Here is a 19356-nt window from a genome sequence, read left to right as displayed (position 1 = left end):
CCGCCCGATCCTGATCATCGCCGCTCATGGGGCTGGGCGAAGAACGCCCGCAGCTCCTCGCCGACGCGCTCCGGGTCGCCGGTGGCCGGGCCTTCGTGCCCGATGCGGGGGAACTCCACGCGCCGGGCGTGCGGGAGCGTCCGCTGCAGGGCGTCCATGGCGTTGCGCAACGGCGGCGGGGTCCGCTTGCCGTTCATCAGCAAGACGTCCAGGTCCGCGCGCAGGTCCAGCTCGGCGTAGCCCTCGCTCGAGGCCACCTCAGCGAAGATCCGCCCGTCGTAGCGCTGGGTGGGGATCAGCGCCCGCATGGAGACCTCACCGGGTTTGAGCGCCTGCTCCTCCTTCCGCAGATACCTGTTGAGCATCAGCGCCAGCAGCCGGCGCGGCAGCACGGCGAAGGCCCAGTGGGCCTTCGTCCCCTTGGTGAAGGTGATCACCGCGTCGGCCGGCCTGGCCTGGTCCAGTTCGCGCTCGAACCTGGGGAGCCAGCCCAGCGGGATGGCGCCGTACATGGACAGCGCCGGCTCGTACACGGCGAGCTTGTGGATGCCTGGGTGCGTCAGGGCGGTCTGCAGGGCGACGAGCCCGCCCGAGCTGTGCCCCCACACCAGATGCGCGCCCGTCTGGTTCACGAGGGCTTCCAGGTCCTGGCACTCTTTGGCCATGCCGTAGTCGTCGCCGTGCGACCCGCTCATGCCGCGGCCCCGCCGGTCGGGCACGTAGACGGTGTACGCCTCGGCGAGGGTTCGCGCCAGGCGCGTGTAGTGCTGGGACGCTTGCATGCCGCCGTGTAAAAGGATCACGCCGGGGCCGCCGCCGACCTGCCGGTAGCCGATCGTCGTGCCGTCCGCCGAGGTCACCGTGCCGGTCGTGGGTGGTGCGACGCTGTCGCTCATGGTTTCCCTCTCCCCTTAGCGATGCTAAGCCCCTTCTCCGCCAAGGTGCCTTAGCGTTGCTAAGGCGTCAATCGGGAATCGGGGAAAACGCGTCCGCGGCCGGCACCCGCCAGGTACGTCCGGAGGCGTGGCCCGGCCTGCGCGGCACGCAGTTCGTACAGGCCGGGCGACCTGTCAGGGACTTTCCCTGCGTCCGCCGCTCCTAACACTGCGACGCAGGTCCTCCTGTAACGTCTCCTGCATGTTATGGCGTTACATGGCCGGTGCCGTCGCGGCCCGTACCGGCGATGAGATGTCCGGGCCCGCCCTCCTCGTCACGGGGCTGGCCGTCACGGGGTCTCCCGTGACGGCGTCCTGGCTGTTGGCCGGGCTGACCGTCTCGGCCGCCGTCGGCGGGCCGCTGCTCGGGGTGCTGCTCGACCGGACGCGGCGGCCGGGGCGGCTGCTGGCGTGGTGCCTGTGCGGGTACGCGGCCGGGCTCCTCCTGATCCTGCACGGGCTGGGCCGGGCGCCCGACGCCGCCCTGGTCGCGGTGGCCGTGGTGGCCGGCCTGCTGGGACCCGCGCTCGCCGGCGGCTGGACGGCGCAGCTGCCCCTGGTGGCCGGGCCCGGGAGAATGGGCAGGGCGAACGCGCTCGATTCCATGAGTTACAACGTGGCCGGGCTGGCCGGTCCGGCCGTGGTGGGCGTGATGGCGGCGGCTGATGACGGCGGGGCGGCGGTGCTGGTGTGCACCGGGCTGCTCGTCGCCGCGCTTCCCGTCGCCTGGACCCTGCCCCCACGCGGCGACGGTGGATCCGGTGGGTGGGACCGGGCGCCGGGTGAGTCCGTGTGGGGAGAGCTGATCGAGGGGTTCGCCGTCATCGTGCGGAACGGGGCACTGCGGCGGGCGACGGCCGGATCGATGATCTCGTGTGCCGGGCTGGCCGTGCTCGTGGTGTCGGCCCCCGTGTTAGGTGTCCGCCTCACAGGCGAGAGCGGGTACGGCGCGCTGCTGCTGACCGTCACCGCCGCGTGCGGGCTGGCCGCGAACGCCGTGATCGCGGCAGGTGGCCGGGCATGGCGGTGGGACGCGGTGCTGGTCTGGGGGACGGCTGCACTGGGCGCGGGGACGGCGTTGGCGGCCGTGTCCGGGTCGTTCTGGGTCGCGGTGGTGGCCGCGGCCGTGGCGGGGGCGGGCGAAGGGCCGCAGCTGACCGCGTTGTTCTCGGTACGGCACCGTGAGGCGCCCGCCCGCCGGCGCGCCCAGGTGTTCACCACCGGAGCCAGTCTCAAGATCACCTCGTTCGCCATCGGGTCGGCGCTGGCCGGGCCGCTGGCGGCGTACTCGGTGACGGCGGCCCTGCTGACGGGCGCGGCGCTGCAGGCGACGGCGGTGGCCGTGCTGGCGTCACGGCGCGGTTCCCAGGCTCCGGCGGGATGAGCCCGGACGGTCAGCCCGGCACGCCGGATGAGGCGCGGGAGCGGTGGGCGGCGACGCGTTCGCGGGTGGCGCAGCGGGTGCTGCAGTAGCGACGCGGGCTGCCGCCTCCGAAGTCCATGTACGGCCGCCCGCATCCGGCCGACGCGCACAACCCTCCGGGAACGCGCTGGTAGTCGGCCAGCAGGACGGCCAGCGCCATCGCCGACGACACCAGGAACCATTCCCCCCACGGCGCGTCGTCCGCGCTGTCCACGTGCAGATGCCAGTTCGTTGTGCCACCGTGGCTGGTCAGTCTGGGGGCTTGGGCCGCTCCGGCGAGCAGCCTGTTGAGGAGGGCCGCCGCCTGGTCGGGGTCCGGCGCGCCCAGGACCTCGCGCAGGCGCCCCGCCGCCGTGCGCATGGCCGCTATGTCGTCCTCGCCCAGGTCGAGGTCTCCGGTCTCGCCGTGCTCGCGCAGCACGCGTGAGACCGACTCGGTCGACGGCTGCTCGTGCAGCAGCGCCACGCACAGGTCGACGGCTCTGACGGCCATCGCCTTGGTCGAGTGAACCTCCACCCATGCAGCGTAAGCCCGGCGTCGCACGTGGCGTGTCCGGTTGGTCATGGATGAGTCACAGTCGCCGGAATGATCGCCGCGCCAACTCCCTTGACCGCCGTGGTCATCCATGTCTAGATCGGAAAGGTTGATCGCCTCGATCGGAGGAACTGGGCATGACATCGGCATGGGCACTTCCGTCGTGACGGACGGAAGCCGGCACGTCACCGCGGAGCGACGGCGGAACCGGGCACATGCGGTGCGGATCTCCGTCGTTCTCGCGGGGATCCTCAATCTGGCCATGGCCGCGGTGCTGATCGGCGTCCCGGGCAGCGCTCCCACGCTGGACGCGGTGCCCGTGCCCGAGAGCGACGCCACGGCGCCCCCGCCGGGCACGATCAGCGCCCGCCCCGCCTCCACGCCGATCGCCCGCACACCGCCCCCCCTGCCGATCTCGGCACCCCGTACCCATCGCGGGAAGGACCACGCGGAGCCCGGCCGGGACCGCGGGCACACGCCGCCGCCCGGCGCCGGCACGAGACCGGCCGTCGTCCGCCCGACCCCCGCCCCCGTACGCCCCGCGCCCGTGTCCGTCCACCGCACGCCCCGGGGAAAGGCATCGGCGACGGCGCGGCCCGGCAGGACGAACCGGCCGGTCACCATCCCGCCCGCCGAGCCGTCCGCCGCCGCGTCCCCCAAGGTCCGGCACACTCCGCCGGGACAGACCAGGGAGCCGCCGGGGCAGGGGGTCGGCAAGGCGGACAACCCGGGCAACGGCGCCGACCCCGGCAACGGCGCCGACCCCGGCAACGGCGCCGGCCCGGGGAACGGCGCCCATCCCGGGAAGCGCGGCCGGCCGGACGTCCCGCCCGGCCTGGCGAAGAAGTAGAGCTCAGAGTGCGGCGAGCACCTCGGCGAGCCGGTCCATGGACTCCCGGCCGCCCCTCGGGCCGTCGGCCCGGATGATCGCGTCGCGGGCCTCCACCGACTGGTGCACGGACTGGGCGACGTACTTCGTCCGGCCGTCGAGCTCGACGAGCGTGACCGTCTCCAGCGCCACGTCCTCGGGCAGGCCCTCGAACGCCCACGTGCGCACGAACCGCTCCGGCGCCACGACGTCGTGGTAGACGCCGCGGAAGAAGAACTCCCTGCCACGGGCGTCGCTGTTGACGTAGCGCCAGCGGCCGCCCGGCCTGACCTCCATGAGGTCGACCCTGGTGGTGAGGAAGCGCGGTCCCCACCAGCGCGGGATCAGCTCCGGGTCGGTGACCACCCGGAACACCACGTCCCTGGGCGCGTCGAAGACACGGGTCATGACGATGTCCTGGCGACCGGGCTCGATGACGAACTCGGTGTCACTCATGGTCGTCCTTTCCTCGCTGGATCTGCCTGATCTCCCGGTCGAGGCGGTCGAACCGGTCGGTCCAGCGGTCGCGGTACCGGCCTATCCAGTCCGAGGCGCTGTCCAGGGGGGCCGTCTCCAGGCGGCAGGGCCGCCACTGGGCCTCGCGGCCCCTGCTGATCAGCCCCGCCCGCTCGAGCACCTTGAGGTGCTTGGAGACCGCCTGGAGGCTCATGTCGAACGGCTCGGCCAGCTCGTTGACCGTGGCCTCGCCGTCGGCCAGCCGGGCGAGTATCGCCCGCCTGGTCGGATCGGCCAGGGCGGCGAAGGTGAGGCTGAGCTCGTCGTCCGGCATCCAGGCCGCTCCTAGTGGTCCACGATCGCGCCGCAGGAGATGTTAACGGTCGCCGACGTCATGGTCCTGGCCCGGTCGGAGGCCACGAACGCGGCCACGTTCCCCACATCGTCCAGGGTCGCGGCCCGGCCCAGCAGGGTCCCCTCGCGTATGCCGGCCTCGATCCGGTCTCTGGCGGGGAAGTCGTCGGGGACGCTCTCCGGCACGCCGCCGGTCACCATGGTGACGACGCGCACACCGTGTTGTCCGGCCTCGCAGGCCCACTGCCGCCGCAGACCTTCCATGGCATCGAGGGCGATCTTGAACCCGCCCAGCCCGGGCATGGTCTGGGGGCCGCCGCCGCCGAACATGAGGATGACCCCGCCGCCGCGCGGGATCATGTGCCTGACGGCGGCCCTGGTGGTCAGGAACTGCGTGCGCGTGGCGGTCCGGATGGGCCGCGCGAACTCCTCGGCGGTGATCTCCATCAGCGGTTTCTGCACGTCCTGGACGCCGATGGCGTTGAAGGAGACGTCGATGCCGCCGGCCCGCCCGGCGACAGAGTCGGCGAAGGCGCCGACGGCGTCCTCGTCCATTGCGTCGACCTGCGCGGTCTCGGCCGTCCCGCCGGCGGCGCGGATGTCGGCGGCGACCTTGTCGAGCGCGGCCGTGGTGCGGCCGGCGAGGAAGACGCGGGCGCCCTCGCGGGCGAAGGCCCGCGCCGCCGCGCCGCCGATCGCGCCTCCGGCCCCGTAGACCACGGCGACCTTGTTCTCGAGGAGCATCGTAATCAACCTTTCGGTTTATCAACTTATAAGTTGAATACACGGCGGCCGACGGCCCGTCAAGGGGAAAGCGGCGTCAGAGCGGGCGGCGGCCCGCGAAGCCCAGGTCGGTACGGTGATACCAGGCGAGCTCCCGCTCACCCTCGATCCAGCACAGCCGCACCGACACCCCCTCCAGCACCGCGGGGAAGTCGACCAGCACGGGAGCGATGCCCTTGACCTCGATCCCCTGCCTGGCCCATCCGCTGACGATCTCCTCGATGCGGGCCTCGAGCGCCTTGATCTCGGGGATGCCGCCCAGCTCGGAGCCGCCCCTGGCCTGCCGGTCGAAGGTGATCTCGGCCAGGTCGGCGCGGGCGGCGATCAGCACCCGGGCGTCCTCCACGACGCCGGGCAGCAGGGCCCGGGCCTCGTCGACGGTGAAGATCCGGTCCATGCGCAAACGTTAGCGGTTCGGCTCGTACGCGTGGACGAGCAGCTTCTCCGCGTGCTCCAGGTAGTCGTCCAGATAGGCCGCCGCGTCGTCCGTCCGGCCGGCTTCGATGAGCTCCAGCAGCGCCCGGTTGCGGTGCACGAACGGCTCGTGGAGCGCCCGTGGATTGTCCATCACGTGGAAGACCAGGCGCAGCTCGGCCAGCAGCTGGCGCATCAGCTCGTCGATCCTGGGGCTGCCGTTCAGCGTCACGAGGGCCTGGTGGAAGCGGATGTTGGCGGTGCCGACCGCCTGCCAGTCGTCCTGCGCGGCGGCCCGCTCCGCGTCGCGCATGGCCTCCCTGATCACGACCAGCGCCTGCGGGGACGGCGGCCGGCGCACCGCCGAGCCCTCCAGCACGCGGCGCACCCGGTAGAGGTCGAGGGCGTCCTCGACGGACGGCAGGCGGACGAACACGCCCCGGTTAAGCTTGTGGTCGAGCAGCCGCTCGTGGCCGAGCAGCCGGAACGCCTCGCGCAGCGTGTTGCGCGACACGCCGAGCCCTTCGGAGATCGACTCCTCCGACAGCCGCTGGCCGGGGCGGAAGAAGCCCTGGCTGATGCGGTCGCGCAGGATGTCGGCCACCCCTTCGGCCATGCTGCTGCGTCCCAGCCGGGAGCGGTCCCGGGAGAGGTCAGCGACGACGTCATCCACAATTAACAGGGAATCATGGAGCAAACCTCTTGTCGAATTGTTCAACGATTCTTATGTTGAAACTACTCCCCCTTCGACAAGCAAGGAGCGATCGATGTCAGGCTCCACGCAACAGACCCGGCGGGTGATCCTCGCCAGCCTGATCGGCACGTCGCTGGAGTGGTACGACTTCTTCCTCTACACCACGGCGGCGACCCTGGTCTTCCCCAAGCTGTTCTTCCCGTCCCTCGATCCGTTCAGCGCGACGCTGGCGTCGCTGACCACCAACGCCGTCGCGTTCGTCGCCAGGCCGCTCGGCGGCGTGGTGTTCGGCCACTTCGGCGACCGGGTGGGCCGCAAGACCGTGCTGGTGGTGACGCTGCTGGTGATGGGCGTCTCGACGTTCCTCATCGGCGTGCTGCCCGGCTACGCGGCCGTGGGCGTGATCGCGCCGATCCTGCTGGCGCTGCTGCGGTTCGTCCAGGGCCTGGGGCTCGGCGGCGAGTGGGGCGGCGCGGTGATCATGTCGCTGGAGCACGGCGACGAGCGGCGGCGCGGCTTCAACGCGAGCTGGCCGCAGGTCGGCGTGCCGGCCGGATACGTGCTGGCCACCGGGCTCCTCACGCTCCTGTCGTTCGTCCAGTCCGACGAGGCGTTCCTGTCGTGGGGCTGGCGGGTGCCGTTCCTGCTGTCGGGCGCGCTGGTGTTCGTGGGCCTGTGGGTGCGGCTGAAGATCACCGAGTCGCCGTTGTTCGCCGAGGTCGATCAGCAGGGGGCCAAGGCGAAGATGCCGCTGGTCGAGGTGCTGCGCACGCACCCGCGGGCGCTGCTGTCCGCCTTCACCGCCCGGATCGGGGTGGACGTGGCGTTCTACACGTTCACCGCGTACATCATCGTCTACATCACCACCCAGCTGAGCCTGCCGCGCTCGTACGCGCTCAACGCCGTGCTCATCGGCTCGGCGCTGCAGCTGGCGCTGATCCCGTTGTTCGGCGCGCTGTCGGACCGGGTGGGGCGGCGGCCGGTGTACCTCGCGGGCGTGGCCGGCGCGGCGGTGTGGGTGTTCGCGTTCTTCCCGCTGCTGGACACGAAGTCGTTCCCGCTGATCGCCGTGGCCGCGATCGTCGCGCTGGTCACGCACGCCGCGATGTACGGGCCGCAGGCCGCGTTCATCGCCGAGCTGTTCAGCACCCGCCTGCGCTACAGCGGCGCGTCCATGGGCTACCAGGTCGCCGGGATCGTGGGCGGCGCGCTGGCGCCGATCATCGCGCTGCAGCTGTTCCAGGCGTACCAGACCACGGTGGCGGTGTCGATCTACGTGGTCGTCGCCCTGGCCGTCACGACCCTGGGACTGGCGATCGCGCCGGAGACCCGGGACCTCGACCTCACCGCCGAGCCCGAGCCGGCCCCTCGGCGGGGGATCCCGGGCCAGATCGGGCCCTTCGCGTAATCCGACTGCCGCGAAAGCCGCGGGCGGCGGCTGCCGACGCCGCCCGCGCGGAAGGGTATGGGATGAGAATCGCCTTGGCCGTCATCGCCGCACTGATCGCCCTCCCCCTGCTCATCGGGGGCGTGGGGGGCCTGGAGAGCACCGACGGCGGGCAGGTCGCCGTCGTCCGCGACGGCGGGCCGCTCGACGACAACAAAGTACGCGAGGTGATCGACCCCGGCTCCGGGCTGACCTGGACCGGCATGTGGTCGTCCGTCCACCTCTATCCGGCCCAGCAACGCTTCTACACGATCACCGCCGACGCCAAGCGGGCCACCACACTCGGGGTCGACGTGGTGACGGTGCCGAGCAGCGACGGCGTGAACCTCGGCATCGAGGGCACCCTGTACTTCACGCTCAACCTCGACCACGAGACGCTGAAGAGATTCGACGACAAGTACGGCACCCGTACCTTCCGCTCCCAGGATGACAACTCGCTCTACCCGTGGGACGGCGACGAGGGCTGGTCGGCGTTCTTCGGCCAGGCGGTGCGACCGGTGATCGACAATGCGCTGCGCGGCCAGATCGGCGCCATGCGCTGCGCCGAACTGGTGCCCTCCTGCGCGCTGCTGGAGAGCTCGGACCTCAAGGCGGGCGACAGCAACACGAGCATCGCCAAGGTTCAGGACGCGGTCAACGCCTCCCTGGCCCGCGACCTGCCGGTCACGCTGGGCGGCGAGTTCCTGACCGGGCTGCGGTTCACGCTGGTCAAGGTGACGCTGCCGGCGGACGTGCAGAAGGCGGTCGACCGGTCGCTGGCCGCCTCCGCGGCCGTGTCCGAGGCCCAGGCGAAGGTCGCCCAGGCCAAGGCGGAGGCCGAGGCGAACCGGGCCCGGCAGGACGGCTACGACAAGTGCCCGGCCTGCGCCGAGATCGAGAAGCTGAGGTCGCTGCCGCAGGGCATCACGGTGTACGCCCCGGGGAATCCGCAGTCGGTGGTGATACCGTCGCGATGAGGGCCGTGCGCCGCCACCTGCCCTTGAAGGCCGCCATCGAGATCAGGAACACGACCTGCCCGGCGAGCGCCACGCCCAGCCACGTCTGCCAGCCGCCGGCCTCCACCACCACCGGCGAGACGACCAGCAGCACCACGATCATGACGCGGACGACCATGCCCCAGATGCCGAGGGCGGAGCCCTGCAACCGGGATTCGACGTCCTCGGCGTTCTCGGAGAAGTTCGCCATCCACGGCACGTACGCGACGCCCATGAACAGGTAGAGCAGCGCGTACACGGCGGTGACGTGCGCCGCCGGGACGCCGGGGCCGATGAGGGCGATGAAGTACGCCAGCGTCGCCACGGTCAGCACCGTCCCGGCCGCGGTGAACGGCTTGCGCACCTGGATCCGGTCGGAGATCCGGCCGACGATGACGACGGCCACGGCGTTGAGCACGATGCCGAGCGCCACCACCTGGTTGGCCGCGGCCGTCTCCATGCCGAACGCGCCGGCCAGGATGGTCTGGCCGAAGATCGCGAACGTCCAGTAGAGCACCTGCCAGCCGGTGTTGCCGAGGACGTGCGCCCACAGGTGCGGATGCCGGAACAACTCCCGCACCCGGCCGTGGCCGGTCCGCCCCTCGGCACGCACGGCCATCTCGGCTTGGAGCACCTCGGCCCGCAGTGCCGCCGACGGCTCGGCGATCTTCCAGATGATGATCGCGCACAGGGACAGCGACACGATGCCCATGATGATCGCCTGGGACTGCCACGCGTTGCCGAACAGCGGCAGGGTGAACCCCGCGATGAGCGAGGCCAGGAACGACGCCCCGACCGGCCCCCACGTCCAGAACGCGAACGCCTGCGCCCGTCCCATGCGCGGCGAGAAGTCCCGTACCAGCGAGGCGGTGATCGTGATCCCCGCGCCCTCGATGAACAACATCAGGCAGCGGATCCACAACAGCCCGGCCACGCTGTCCACGGTGGCCAGCAGGAAGTTGCAGGCGGCCGTGATCGTCAGGGTCGGCACCAGGAGCGTGACCCGCCCCCACCGGTCGGACAGGATGCCGCCGAACCCCGCCGAGATGCCGCCCACCAGCACCGACAGCGCGGCGATCTGCCCGTAGACGGTGAGCGACATGCTCAGGTCATCCATGAGGAGGGGCAGAATGGTGGCGATCGTGGTCTCGAAGTTGGCCACCAGGCTCGCCAGCACCGCGATGGACAGAAGGAAGATCCGGCGGCGGCCGATGGGGTAGACGCTCAGCTCACGAACGTAGAAGGGCTTCATGCCGCGCCTCCAGGGGACGGACAGCCGTGGGACGTCGCTTCTAGAACGTGCTTCTAGTTCCCCAAAGCTTTCCGTTTCGTACGAATAAGTCAACGTTTCGGGGGATCACGGGGTGATCTCGATTCCCGGCTCTGGGTTGTGACGGAATCGCCATCTATTCACAGAACAACAGACCCCGAATAGGCATAAACTGCGCGCCTGTGAGCCTGCCTGTACGTGAACGTTCCCCCCGGCCGGGCGGTGGTCGGCACCGTCGCCCCGTGCCCACGTCCCTGCCGCCGGACGCTCCCCTGCTCGTGCTCGCCACGCCGGGCGAGACCGCCGGCGTGGCGGAGGAGATCGCGGCGGTGGTACGCGTCGACAACCCGCAGATCGAGGTCCGGCTGACGCGCGTCACCGACCTGGCGGACTCCCTGCCCGCCGGCCGCGAAGCCGTGGTGGTGCCCCTGCTCACCTGGGAAGACCCCGTCGTCATGGCGGAGATCGGCAAGGCCGTGGCGGCCACGGGCACCGGGGCAGTGGTGACCGACGCGCTCGGGCCGCATCCGCTGCTGGCCGAGGCGCTGCACATCCGGCTCGCCGAGCGCGGTCTGGCCCGGGCCGACCGCGTACGCCTGCTGAACGTCTCCAGTCCCGTGGACGCCGTCATCCTCGGCACGGTCGGCGGCGAGCGTGCGGTGCGCGCCCTGCAGGCCACCGCGGTGCTGCTGGCCTCCCGGCTGACGCTCCCGGTCGTCGCCGCCGCGCTCGACAGCGACCCCGGCGTGAGCGTCGCGGCCCAGCGCCTGCGCGGGGCAGGCGCGCAGCGGCTGGCGATCGCCCCCTGCATGATCGGCCACGAGGCGCATCCCGGGATCGTCGAGCGGGCCGCAGCGGGGATCAACGCCGGCTACGCCGAACCGCTCGGCTCGCACAGCGCCGTCGCCGAACTTGTCGCGCGAGCTTACGGAAGTCAACTCGCAACTTGACAAGGGCTTGTTAAGATCACGGGACTCGCGTTACCGTCTGCGCATGCGTCACGTGCTGTGGAACGGCGAACGGCTCGGCCTCCGTGAGGTCACGGAGGCCGACGTGCCGGCCCTGCACGCCGTCTACGGCGATCCCACCGTGACGCAGTACATGCCGTTCGCGCCGCGCAGCCTGCCGGAGGTGAGCGCGCTCGTCCGCCTGGCCATGGAGGCCGCCGAGGAGGAGCCGCGCCTGCTGTACGTGATGGCCGTGGTCGACGCCGGGCGCCACGACGTGATCGGGGTGGCCCGGCTGCACATCGAGACCGAGCACCCGCACAGCGCGGAGATCGGCTTCGGGCTCCACCCCGACATGTGGGGGCGCGGGGTCGGCACCGACCTCGTGCGGCTGCTGCTCTCGTTCGGGTTCAAGCAGCTCGGGCTGCACCGCATCTGGGGCGCCCGCTCCCCCGCCAACCTGCCCGCCCAGCTCGCGATGCTGACGGCCGGCATGGTGGAGGAGGGCCGCATCCGGCACCACGTGCACACGCCGCACGGGTGGCGCGACTCGATCGTGCACTCGGCGCTGGAGGACGAGTGGACCGAACGCTAGGCGGCGCGCCAGCCCTCGAGGACCGAGGCTGCGACCTGGGCGACGGTGGCGTGCGTGCCGTCCACGGTGAAATCCTCCACGCCTGCCGCGTCGAGGATCTCCCTTAATTCCCCGGCCCTTTCAAGGTGCCAGTCAAGGCCGCTCGGGTCGTTCGCGTGCCGTGCCACCAGGCGGCGGCGCACCTCGGGGAGCGCGACGCCGATCCGGCAGACGGTGAGCGGGACACCCAGCGCCTCCTCGTGGCGGCGGCGCTCGTCGCGGTCCTCGATGACGCCGGCCAGCACCAGGAGCTCGGCGCCCGTGTCCAGGAAGTTGGCGGTGACGGCGCGGAGGTTGCGCAGGGTCAGCTCGCCGTTGAACGGGTCGCCCGGTGGCGCGGGCCAGGCGCGGCGCAGCCAGTCGAGGTCGATGACCGCGTGCGGCACACCCGCGTCGGCCAGCAGGTCGCCCGCGGCGTCGGCGACGGATGTCTTGCCCACGCCCACAGTGCCGGTGATCAGCAGAGCCCTCGCCATTCGCGTGATCTTACCGGCGGGTGGGCGTCCGGTGTGGCGGGGGCGGGGATTGTCGGTCGGGCACCCTACGATGAGGCACCTCACGGAGGGATGGTCCTATGCTCGACTCGCTGATCGTGCCCCTGTTCGTCACGACGGACCTGCCGCCCGAGGCGGACCTGGCCGAGTTCGGGGAGTTGCTCGCCGAGACGGCGCGCGTGCTGGGCCGCGAGGGCGGCGAATACGAGGCGTTCCTGGCCGGCAAGGTGTTCTGGATGGACCGGCCGGTGCTGCCCGAGCAGCGCCCGCCGGCCGAGACGGAGCCGCGCTTCGCGGGAATGCTGGGCTATCTCGCCGCCTCGGGTCCCGGGCACACGACGCGGGAGGTGGTCGGCGACGTGCGGCAGGCCATCGGCGAGGCCGTGGCGGGGCGCTACGGCGACGTGGGCGTGGCTCCGGCCGTGTTCGCGATCCGCGATCAGGACGTGCGGGAGCGCACCCCCGAGTCCGCCCTCTACGTCGACACGCCCGGCGGAGCGGCGGAGCTGGTGAGCGCGACGAAGTCGTACCTCTAGTCAGGCGGGCCCGCCGCGTGCCATGGTGACGGCGCTGTTCGGCCGGCCTGACGTGTTCGGGGCGTACGCGGTGGGACTCGCGGCCGGGTTCTTCGGCTACCTGGTCGTCGCCACGCTGATGCCCGACTCGAAGTGGATGGACGAGTAGGCGGCCGGTTCACCCGCCGGGCGGCTCATGCCCCGCGCCGAGGTCCTCGTCCAGGTCGAAGGGCTGGTCACCGCTGTGCATCCTGGGGTGGCCGATGTCGGACTCGAGGTCGAAGGCCGCGTGCTCGGCCGCCTCGGCCAGCGCCTCCTCCTCCCGCCTGCGCACGACCCGCTCGTGGTGGCGGCGGATGCGGCCGGCGATGGCCTCGAAGGGGCTGTGGTGCCGTGAGCCGCCGTCCGGCCCCGCGTCGCTCCTGTACGCCATCCTGAGTTGATTCCCCTGCTCAGGGCGGCAAACGTGGGCTGCGCCCCCTCTGCCTCGGGGTCAGTCCGGAAGGCCGGTGAGCACGTACGGGGCCCACAGGTCGGGCTCGGCGGATCCGTACAGCTCTCGCAGCCCGAGGACGGCGGCGCGGAGGGCCTGTGCCCGGCCCGTGCCGGCGCGCAGCCGGGTGTGGAAGTCCCGCATGAGGGCCCGGGTGATCTCGGCGGAGACCGGCCAGAGGGTGAGGAGCGCGGACCTGGCTCCGGCGTGGAGGAACGCGTGGCCGAGCGCCGCCACGTCGTCCCCGGCCGGATGATCGTCAGTGGTGCCCGTGAGGATCACGAGGCCGGCCCGCACGTTCATGCTCATCAGCCGCCTGGCGGTGAGGAGGCCGTCGGCGAGCCGGACGCCCGAGGCGAACGGGTCGCGCCGGTCGTACCCGGCGCGGGCGGCGAGGTGCACCATGTCCCAGGTCCCCGGCAGGAGGGCTGAGGTGGCGGCGGGGCCGGTGCGCTGGTCCGCGCCGAGCAGGGCGGCGACCTCCTCCGCCCCGTGCGTGTCCGCCTCCCGGCCGAAGGCCAGGACCAGCGACCGGTCGGCCCGTACCGGGCCGCGCCGGGTCAGGCGGGTCAGGACGGCGGCGGACGGGGCGTAGGTCACGGGGCAACGTTCGAGCAGCGGCGGGCCGCCGCCCGGAGCGAGGGCGTGCAGCGGGACGCGGTGCAGCTCGCGGTGCGGGAGGAGGTGGATCAGGTCCAGGTCGTCGCCGCCCAGCGCGTCCAGGGCGTCGGAGAGGAGCAGGTCGGCCAGGCGGTGCCAGACGCCGAGACGGTGCCGGCGGGCCGCGATATCGAGGAGCCCGGGCCGTCCGCCGTCGACGGTGCCGGCGAAGCCGGCCAGGAGGTCACGATCGACGGTGGTGGGGAAGGCGCGCGGCTCGGGCCAGCCGGTGCGGTGGGCGAGCACGGTCACGGTCTCGTCGCCGACATGGAAGCCGAGCAACCCCGTCGCCTTGCCGTCGGCGGGGGCGACGAGGGCGTCCAGGTCGGATTCGCCGGGAGGGGCGCCACGGCGCATGGCCACGTGGTCGGCGGCGAAAGGCTCCATGCGCTGCCACAGCTCTTCCACGTCGGCCTGCACGGCGTGGGCGCGGCGGACGAGGGCGGCTGCCTGGACCGGGTCGCGTGTCCTGCTCGCCGCCGAGACGAGCGCGTGGACGTCGTCGAGTCCCTGTTGCTCGCGCTCCAGGAGTTCGGCGGGCAGACCTGGCGGCCCGGGCCACTGATCGTTGCCGAGCTGGGCGATCAGGGTGCGGGACTTGGCCTGTTCGGCGAGCGTCCAGGCCGCCGTTCCGCGGCCGAGGCGTACGGCGAGCCTGATCGCCCGGTCGAGGGCCGGCGCGTGGCCGAGCTCGCAGGCCCGCCGGGCGTCGGCGAGGGCGCCCGGGAGGTCTCCGAGGTGCTCCGCGGCGGCGGCCCGGTGGTGGTGGGCGGCCGCCAGCGCCGGCTCGTGGCCCGGCTCCTCCAGCAGCTCGATCGCCCTGGAGAGGCGGTGGTGGGCGCGGGCGTGCTCGGCGCGGGCGGCGTCGAGCGCACCGAGGTGGGCCAGCGCCGTCGCCTCTCCCGGCCCGAACCCGATCCGGCCGGCCAGGGCGAGGGCCTCTTCCAGGTCGGCCGCCGCCTGAGTGAACTCTTCCGGCCGGGCCGTCGCCCGAGTCGCTCCTTCCGGGTGGAGCGCCTGCCATCTGTGGTCCTGGTCTTCAAGGCGGGCGAGCATGATCAGGTCGAGGATCGCACCACGACCGTCGCCGTTCGCCCGGTGGATGTCCAGGGCTCGTTCGAGGAGCGGTCCGGCCTGGTTCTTCTCACCGCGGAGGAGGTGGACCAGGCCGAGGTCGGCGTAGTCGTCCCCGAGGCCGGCCCGGTCTCCCCGTTCCTCGGCGATCGAGATGGCCTCCCGGTAGGCGATCGCGGCCTCGTCCAGCTCACCCAGCTTGAGGTGGAGCGCGGCCCGGCCGGACGACAGCGGGGCCCGTAGCGCTCGCCAGACGGGGGCGGCGGCCAGGGCGAGGCCCTCGTCGTACGCGCGGGCGGCCTCCGGCCAGCGGGCCTGGCCGGTCAGGGCGAGGGCGAGCGAGCCGAGCGCGTGGACGAGTTGGGCGGGCAGCGCCGATCCGGTGTCGCGGGCCAGCTCCACGGCGCGGGTGAGGTGCCCGATCGCCTCGTCGGGCCGGCCGAGCGCCGTGGCCGCGGCGCCGAGGTTGCGCAGGTGTTCGGCCATCCGGTCGTCGTGCAGCTCGTAGCCGCGGGCGGCGTGGCGGTAGGCGGCGGCGGGGTCGTCCAGGGCCAGGCAGAAGGCGGACAGCTTGGCGAGGAGGTAGGAGCGGTCTTCGGCGGGAAGGGGTGAGGGGCTCGCGTCGCCGGCGCGGGCGAGGGCCTGTTCGGCTTCGGCGCGGGCCAGGCGCAGGTCGCCTGACGCCTTCGCCTCCTCGATGCGTAGCCGGCCCTCCAGGCTCTTCATCGCCTCCGGTCGGTCGCCCGTGGCCCGGAGCGCGGTGACGGCCTCGGCCAGCGTGGCACGGCCGCGGGTGACGTCGCCCATGGTGAGCTGGATGGACGCCATCCTGGCCAGGACGTCCGCGTCCAGACCGCCCCACGCCGCCATCGCCGCGACCACCTCGAACGGAGCCTCGGGCCGGCGGGCACGGGAACGTGTTCCGGCGCCGGCGGGCGGGCCGCCGGGGTGAGGTCCGGGGCCGGCGGCCGTGTCGTCTGCCGCGAGGCCCGTCAGGCCCTCTTCCAGGGCCGCCCTGGCGCGGCGGTGCTCGCCGCGTTCCTCCAGGGCGAAGCCGAGCTTGAGCGCGGCGATGGCGGCCAGACGGTCCTGGCCCGCGTCGCGGAAACCTCTCGCCGCCAGGTCCAGCGCCTCCACCTGGGCTCGCAGGTCGCCGGTACGGGCGGCGAGGCCCGCCAGGCGGTCCCGTACCACGGCCTCCTTCAGCGGGTCGGCGGCGGCCTGGCCGAGGGCCGCGCGCAGGCGTTCTCCGGCCTCCTCGAACTCTCCCCGCCGGAGGTCCAGCACGGCGCGATGCAGCGTGGCGGTGAAGAGGGCGTCGAGGTCGCCCTCGGCGGCGGCCAGCTCCAGGGCCCGTTCGAGCTCGGACAGGGCGTCATCCATCTGGTCCAGTGCGGCCAGGCAGGAGGCGCGCATGGTCAGGGCGGTCGCCTCCTTGGCGTGCGCCCGCAGCCGGGCGAAGGTCTCCCCCGCCGCCCCGAACGCCTCCAGGGCCCGCTCGGCGTCGCCCTCCGCGTACGCGAGCACGCCCAGGTTGTAGCGGACCGAGGCGGAGCCGTCGTAGTGGCCGATGGATTCGTACTCGCGTTCCGCCGGCTCGAACGCGGCCCGGGCGCCCTCGGCGTCGCCGGCGGCGCGGCGGCGCTGAGCGATGCGGTACCACTCGTCGGCGGGCCCGCGGCGCTGTCCCCTTCGCCGTATGATCTCCACCAGGCGCGCCTCGCAGGCGGCGGCCTGGGGACGGTGGCCGCGGCCGGCGAGCAGGACGGCGTGGGCGTCGAGTGCCCGGCAGGCGTCCTCCCAGGCTCCGGCGGCCTCCAGCTCGATGGCACAGGCGGCGATGCGTTCGACGGCGGCGGTGAGGTCGCCCTGGTCGACGGCGGCGCGGGCGGCGGGGATCAGCACCTTGGCGGCGGCCTCCGTCTCGCCGAGCGTCAGGTACAGGTCGCGGGCCCGGGCCGCGCAGGCCAGTGCCGCGGGCGGGTCGCCGGCTTCCAGGTAGGCCTCCGCCGCGTGCACCTGGTGGGCGGCCTCCTCCTCGGCCAGCCCGGCGTCCGCGCACCGGGCGACGGCGCGGAGGTACTGCTCGACCGCCTGAGCGGGCTCGCCGGTCCGCAGGAGGACGGCGCCCATGCTGCCCAGTTGCCCGGCCTCGGATCGGGTTTCGCCCAGCGAGTGGTAGGCGGCGGCCGCGCGGCCGAACGCCTCCAGAGCCTGCTGTGGTTCGCCCAGTTCCTCATGGTTGTGGCCCAGTTCGGAGAGTGCGTAGGCGGCCTGGGAGCGCCGGCCCTCCTCGCCGAAGGCGGCCGCCGCCCGGGTCAGGATGGTGTTGGCGGTGCGGAGGCGGCCCAGTTCGGTGAGACGGGCCGCCGTGTCGAGGAGGAACGCCCCTCTCCCGCCGGACCCCTGGCCGGCCCAGCGGCCCGGATCGTCGCTCTTGCCGGCACGCTCGCGTGACGTCTCGGCGCGTCCTCCCGTCGGCTCGAACCGTCGTTCGGCGAAGCGGAGGAGCTTGAGCGCCAGGTCCTCGTCCGACGACAGCAGGGCCAGCTCGGTCGCGGCCTGTGCGAGGTGCTCGTCCATCGGCAGCGGCGCGGGGTCGTCGAGCAGGGCGCCGAGCCGGGACAGCAGGCCGGTGTCGCCGTCCCTGGCCAGCGCCAGCGCCTCGCCCAGGTCACGGGCGTCGCCCAGGACGGAGAACCGGTCGAGCAGGGCCATGGACAGCAGCCGTTGCGCGGGGGCCTGGCCGCTGGAGGTCTTCACGGCCAGCTCCAGGCCTTGGCGGGCGGCCAGTACGGCGTCGTTCAGGTCCTCGGCCCTCCGCTGCGCGGCGGCGGGTTCCGCCGGGCCGCCCCGCGTGGGGCCGCGCTCCGTGGCTTCGCGCCCGGCTTCACCGGGATGCGGGGCGGCAGGCGGTACGGGGGAAGGGTGGGTGGCGCGCCAGCTGAGGACCTGTGAGAGGAGGCCGTAGGACCGCGCCCTGAGGGGCAGGTGGTCGCTCGTGGCGAGCGCCTCGCGGAGAGCGTCGACGGCCTCGTGGGCGGCACGCGGGGTCAGGCGCAGGGTGAGGGCTCGGGCGAGCAGAAGCAGGGCCTCGGGTCTGGAGGGGTGGTGGCCGGCGTGGGCGGCCAGGGCCGTGCGAGCGGCGCTGATAGGTTCGGCCGGGTCTCCGCCCGCCACCGTGACACGTTCGAGCAGGGCGTCCGCCAGGTCCGTCAGGAGGCCGGCGCGGTCCGGGTGGCCGGGGTGGGCGGTTTCGGCGGCCTCGCGCAGGGTCTCGACGGCCACGTCCAGGTCGGCCCGCTCCCCGGTCGCGTCGTAGCGGCGCCGGCGGCGGCCGGCGAGCAGGACGAGGCGGGCGACGGGGTCGGCTCCGAGGCGGCGGGACTTCTCGCCGGGGGCGGCGCCCAGGGCCTCCAGCATCTCCCGGCCGGCCTCCAGCGAGCGCTCGTCCCCCGTGACCACGTACCACTCGACCAGCCCCGCCGCGTACGGCGCCAGCACCCCGGGATGGGCCCACTGCTCGTGCCAGAAGTCCAGCGCGCACTGCCCTGCCCTGATGAACGCGAGCAGGTCCTCGTCCAGGCACGAGCGGTCCGCCCTCGCCCGGGTGAGGTCGACGAGCGCCAGCAGGGCCTGTGACCTGTCCCGGGTGCCCGGCGCCGATTCGGCGGCGGCGAGGTAGGACCTGGCCAGGTCCTCGTCGCCGGGGGCGGCCAGGGCGAGGGCGGCGGCCAGTTCCCCGAGGTAGGCGTCTTCCCCAGGCGCTCCGAGTGCCGCCCGGAGCAGCACGTGCACGGCGTCGTCGATGAGCTCGCGCGCCCCCGTCCGCCCGTACAGGCGCACCAGGCCGCCGCCGAGCAGGGCGAGCGCGCCGGGCGCCCAGGACGGGTCGGCCGAGCGCATGGCCTGCTGTAACAGGAGTTGCCCGAGCCGGTCGGCGGCCTCCGCGGTGGGGTGGGCCACGGCGCGGCGGACCAGGGCGTGGATGAGCAGGCCGACGTGCGGGTACGCGGCCGGGTCCACATGCCGGAACACCTCCTCCACCAGCCCGGCCCAGGTGCCGGCCGAGTCGCCGGGCGGCATGTTGGAGCCGCGCAGCCTCTCCGGCAGCCGTCCGGGGTCGAGCACGGCCACGGCGGCGAAGAAGGCGCCCGCCACCGCGGCGTCCTGCGTGGTGCGCGGGTCGAGCCGGTATCGGGCCAGGTGGAGCATGCCGATCAGGCGCCAGGTGGCGGCGTCGGAGCGGTCGCCGGCGCATGCCCGCATCGCCCGCTCGGCCTCGAGGAGGGCCGCGGGATCCCAGATGAGCTCAGGATCCGCGGCCTCCTCGAACCGCTCGATGCGGGCGGCCAGCGCCCCGGCCGGATCGGTCATGCGCACAGG

The 19356-nt window shown here is 73.1% G+C and carries 19 protein-coding genes; 8 read left to right on the top strand and 11 right to left on the bottom strand.

All coding sequences use genetic code 11. The annotated features are described in order from the left end of the window. Nucleotides 1-14: 14 nt before the first annotated feature. Nucleotides 15-896, bottom strand: a complete 882-nt coding sequence (locus ACIBX3_RS31335) for an alpha/beta fold hydrolase (RefSeq protein ID WP_397123230.1) — start codon at nt 894-896, stop codon at nt 15-17. Between the two features lie 241 nt (nt 897-1137). On the opposite strand from ACIBX3_RS31335, the gene ACIBX3_RS31330 reads away from it, so the two are divergent. Then, entirely contained in the window at nt 1138-2319 is a 1182-nt protein-coding gene (locus ACIBX3_RS31330; protein ID WP_397123228.1) for an MFS transporter, read from the top strand. Between the two features lie 10 nt (nt 2320-2329). On the opposite strand, the gene ACIBX3_RS31325 is transcribed toward ACIBX3_RS31330, so the two are convergent. Next, complete coding sequence (locus tag ACIBX3_RS31325; protein ID WP_397123226.1) at nt 2330-2875, bottom strand: CGNR zinc finger domain-containing protein; 546 nt, start codon at nt 2873-2875, stop codon at nt 2330-2332. A gap of 166 nt (nt 2876-3041) precedes the next feature. Between ACIBX3_RS31325 and ACIBX3_RS31320 the strand changes: the two genes are divergently transcribed. Then, nucleotides 3042-3743 carry a hypothetical protein gene (locus ACIBX3_RS31320; RefSeq protein WP_397123224.1) on the top strand — a complete coding sequence of 234 codons (702 nt, stop codon included), beginning with the start codon at nt 3042-3044 and terminating at the stop codon, nt 3741-3743. A gap of 3 nt (nt 3744-3746) precedes the next feature. On the opposite strand, the gene ACIBX3_RS31315 is transcribed toward ACIBX3_RS31320, so the two are convergent. The 5 genes from ACIBX3_RS31315 to ACIBX3_RS31295 all read right to left on the bottom strand — a co-directional run bounded on the left by ACIBX3_RS31315 (nt 3747) and on the right by ACIBX3_RS31295 (nt 6441). Continuing rightward, nucleotides 3747-4217 (bottom strand): SRPBCC family protein, encoded by a 471-nt coding sequence (locus ACIBX3_RS31315; protein WP_397123222.1) that lies wholly within the window; start codon nt 4215-4217, stop codon nt 3747-3749. After that, nucleotides 4210-4551: an ArsR/SmtB family transcription factor gene (locus tag ACIBX3_RS31310; RefSeq protein WP_397123220.1), complete on the bottom strand. Its 342-nt coding sequence runs from the start codon at nt 4549-4551 to the stop codon at nt 4210-4212. Before ACIBX3_RS31310 ends, ACIBX3_RS31315 begins: the two co-directional genes overlap by 8 nt. 11 nt (nt 4552-4562) lie before the next feature. After that, nucleotides 4563-5315: an SDR family NAD(P)-dependent oxidoreductase gene (locus ACIBX3_RS31305; RefSeq protein ID WP_397123218.1), complete on the bottom strand. Its 753-nt coding sequence runs from the start codon at nt 5313-5315 to the stop codon at nt 4563-4565. Between the two features lie 76 nt (nt 5316-5391). Beyond that, on the bottom strand, nt 5392-5751 hold the full coding sequence (locus ACIBX3_RS31300) for a DUF2203 domain-containing protein (RefSeq protein WP_397123216.1): 360 nt from the start codon (nt 5749-5751) through the stop codon (nt 5392-5394). Between the two features lie 9 nt (nt 5752-5760). Next, nucleotides 5761-6441: a GntR family transcriptional regulator gene (locus ACIBX3_RS31295; RefSeq protein ID WP_397123214.1), complete on the bottom strand. Its 681-nt coding sequence runs from the start codon at nt 6439-6441 to the stop codon at nt 5761-5763. Nucleotides 6442-6535: 94 nt separating this feature from the next. Between ACIBX3_RS31295 and ACIBX3_RS31290 the strand changes: the two genes are divergently transcribed. Both ACIBX3_RS31290 and ACIBX3_RS31285 read left to right on the top strand, forming a co-directional pair. Further along, a complete protein-coding gene (locus tag ACIBX3_RS31290) occupies nt 6536-7870 on the top strand; it encodes an MFS transporter (RefSeq protein ID WP_397123212.1) in 1335 nt (444 codons plus the stop codon). A 62-nt stretch (nt 7871-7932) separates the two neighbouring features. Continuing rightward, nucleotides 7933-8865 (top strand): SPFH domain-containing protein, encoded by a 933-nt coding sequence (locus ACIBX3_RS31285; RefSeq protein WP_397123211.1) that lies wholly within the window; start codon nt 7933-7935, stop codon nt 8863-8865. Here the strand turns inward: ACIBX3_RS31285 and ACIBX3_RS31280 are convergent. After that, nucleotides 8813-10135, bottom strand: coding sequence for an MFS transporter (locus tag ACIBX3_RS31280; protein WP_397123209.1), 1323 nt, complete (start codon nt 10133-10135; stop codon nt 8813-8815). The genes ACIBX3_RS31285 and ACIBX3_RS31280 overlap by 53 nt on opposite strands. A gap of 260 nt (nt 10136-10395) precedes the next feature. On the opposite strand from ACIBX3_RS31280, the gene ACIBX3_RS31275 reads away from it, so the two are divergent. Both ACIBX3_RS31275 and ACIBX3_RS31270 read left to right on the top strand, forming a co-directional pair. After that, nucleotides 10396-11103 carry a sirohydrochlorin chelatase gene (locus ACIBX3_RS31275; RefSeq protein ID WP_397123207.1) on the top strand — a complete coding sequence of 236 codons (708 nt, stop codon included), beginning with the start codon at nt 10396-10398 and terminating at the stop codon, nt 11101-11103. 43 nt (nt 11104-11146) lie between these two features. Continuing rightward, the gene (locus ACIBX3_RS31270; protein ID WP_397123205.1) at nt 11147-11695 is read left to right on the top strand and encodes a GNAT family N-acetyltransferase; all 549 of its coding nucleotides are present in this window, start codon (nt 11147-11149) and stop codon (nt 11693-11695) included. Here the strand turns inward: ACIBX3_RS31270 and ACIBX3_RS31265 are convergent. Then, the gene (locus ACIBX3_RS31265; protein WP_397123203.1) at nt 11692-12210 is read right to left on the bottom strand and encodes a hypothetical protein; all 519 of its coding nucleotides are present in this window, start codon (nt 12208-12210) and stop codon (nt 11692-11694) included. The two genes, ACIBX3_RS31270 and ACIBX3_RS31265, sit on opposite strands and share 4 nt — an antisense overlap. A 98-nt stretch (nt 12211-12308) precedes the next feature. On the opposite strand from ACIBX3_RS31265, the gene ACIBX3_RS31260 reads away from it, so the two are divergent. After that, nucleotides 12309-12764 carry a hypothetical protein gene (locus ACIBX3_RS31260; RefSeq protein WP_397123201.1) on the top strand — a complete coding sequence of 152 codons (456 nt, stop codon included), beginning with the start codon at nt 12309-12311 and terminating at the stop codon, nt 12762-12764. Nucleotides 12765-12786: 22 nt separating this feature from the next. Beyond that, nucleotides 12787-12912 (top strand): hypothetical protein, encoded by a 126-nt coding sequence (locus ACIBX3_RS31255; RefSeq protein WP_397123199.1) that lies wholly within the window; start codon nt 12787-12789, stop codon nt 12910-12912. Between the two features lie 9 nt (nt 12913-12921). On the opposite strand, the gene ACIBX3_RS31250 is transcribed toward ACIBX3_RS31255, so the two are convergent. After that, on the bottom strand, nt 12922-13176 hold the full coding sequence (locus ACIBX3_RS31250) for a hypothetical protein (RefSeq protein WP_397123197.1): 255 nt from the start codon (nt 13174-13176) through the stop codon (nt 12922-12924). Nucleotides 13177-13236: 60 nt separating this feature from the next. Next, complete coding sequence (locus tag ACIBX3_RS31245; protein ID WP_397123195.1) at nt 13237-19347, bottom strand: CHAT domain-containing protein; 6111 nt, start codon at nt 19345-19347, stop codon at nt 13237-13239. Between the last annotated feature and the right edge of the window lie 9 nt (nt 19348-19356).

This window comes from Nonomuraea sp. NPDC049480, assembly GCF_044465905.1.
Lineage (GTDB): Bacteria > Actinomycetota > Actinomycetes > Streptosporangiales > Streptosporangiaceae > Nonomuraea.
Note: the sequence above shows the minus strand (reverse complement) of the source record. Positions and strands in the feature narration are given on the sequence as shown.